Annotated in this window: 2 protein-coding genes and 1 pseudogene; 1 reads left to right on the top strand and 2 read right to left on the bottom strand. The window is 34.8% G+C overall.

Annotated elements, in window-relative coordinates:
* Positions 1 to 775, bottom strand: a 775-nt coding sequence (locus IDG60_RS13605; protein WP_206160795.1) for a VOC family protein, incomplete at its 3' end; no start/stop codon positions are given.
* 170 nt (positions 776 to 945) lie between these two features.
* Positions 946 to 1230: a GNAT family N-acetyltransferase gene (locus IDG60_RS13610; protein WP_000067116.1), complete on the bottom strand. Its 285-nt coding sequence runs from the start codon at positions 1228 to 1230 to the stop codon at positions 946 to 948.
* A 225-nt stretch (positions 1231 to 1455) separates the two neighbouring features.
* On the opposite strand from IDG60_RS13610, the pseudogene IDG60_RS13615 reads away from it, so the two are divergent.
* Positions 1456 to 1547: pseudogene (locus IDG60_RS13615) on the top strand (MarR family transcriptional regulator); the annotation flags it as partial.

Genomic DNA, 1547 nt, shown 5'->3' on the forward strand with positions numbered 1-1547 from the left:
GAACTGTGATGTCAAACCCTTCTGGTGCCGTAAATGTATGTGTTGAGGCGTCGGGTTGATAAATATCAACATGTGTTAATCCATAACTTTGTGCATTGTTTTGTCTTGCTTGATTGGATTGCCAAGTATTAGCAGCAATATGATGGTGATAATGATTCGTTGACATAAATAGCGCACGTGGAAAATCAGACACATGTTGGAATCCTAATTGTTCAATGTAACATTGATATGCTGCGTCTAAATCATGTGTTTTTAAATGTAAGTGTCCAATCATGCCTTTTGCTGGCATTCCTTGCCAACCTTCATCAGTACGATGTGTTAATAAGGTTTGGCTATCAACTTCTAAAGTATCCATTTTAACTTTGCCATTTTGCCATTCCCATGAAGATGAAGGTCTATCGCGATAGACTTCAATACCATTACCTTCGGGGTCGTTGAAATATAAAGCTTCACTTACTAAATGATCACCAGCGCCAATGCCCATATTTTTTTGTGCCACGAAATATAAGAAGTTAGCTAGATCCTCAGTAGTTGGTAATAAAAATGCTATATGAAAAAGTCCTGCTTCACGTGGGGAAGTCTGACGGCCGTCTTCTAATAAATGTAACGTTAGAGTATGGCCACCAGTCCCAACAGATAATACGGTTGTGTTATCGTCAGAACTTTTAACGGATAGTCCTAAAATGTTTTTGTAAAATGTTGTCATTAAGTCTAAGTCTCTTACGTTCAGTTCAATGTTTGTCACTTGTGTTGCTGTTTTATCGTGAAATGCCATTATGCATCGCCTCGTTTTCTATTTTTCTATAAGTTAGTATAAAAAGTATACCAGAAAAGAAAATGAATTGATAGCATAAAGTTTGAAATGCAAAATAACTAGTCGTTTTGCAATTTTATATTGATGCGAACAAAAAAGCGATGGTACAGTTGCACCATCGCAAAATTTATTTAACCAAGATATACATCTTGATATGAATCTTCTTTTTCTAACATATGTTTGGCAAATGAACATGAGGCAATAATTTTTAAATGATTTTCTCGAGCGTGTTCAACAACTGCTTTAACTAGTTTTTTGCCAACACCTTGACCACCAAGTTCATCAGATACGCCTGTATGATCAATGTTAATTTCATTATTATCCACAAAACGGTATGTGATTTCAGCTAAAGCATTATTTTCATCATCACCAATATAGAATTTGTTCTCGCCTTGTTTGATTTCAAGGTTACTCATACATATCAACTCCTATCATGTTTGATTATAATATTTCCCTATTCTATTTTAACTTAAACGAAGTAAAAGGTGCATGACAGTCATGTGACGACATTGCCGCATTTATGTAGTCGTTTTTATTAAGCGCAATTTGAAATAAAGATGAAAACACGTATCTTGACATTAAATCCATTCAGCTATATAATTTATATCGAAATCGAAATAAATTAAAAAGTTGGTGATGATATGGATCGAACGAAACAATCGCTCAATGTCTTTGTCGGAATGAATAGGGCGTTAGACACATTAGAGCAAATTACAAAAGAAGACGTAAAGCG

This window comes from Staphylococcus sp. EG-SA-2 (genome assembly GCF_017152085.1).

Coding starts and splice junctions, on each gene's coding strand:
- IDG60_RS13610 (WP_000067116.1), bottom strand. CDS start 1,230: ATGAGTAACCTTGAAATCAAACAAGGCGAGAACAAATTCTATATTGGT.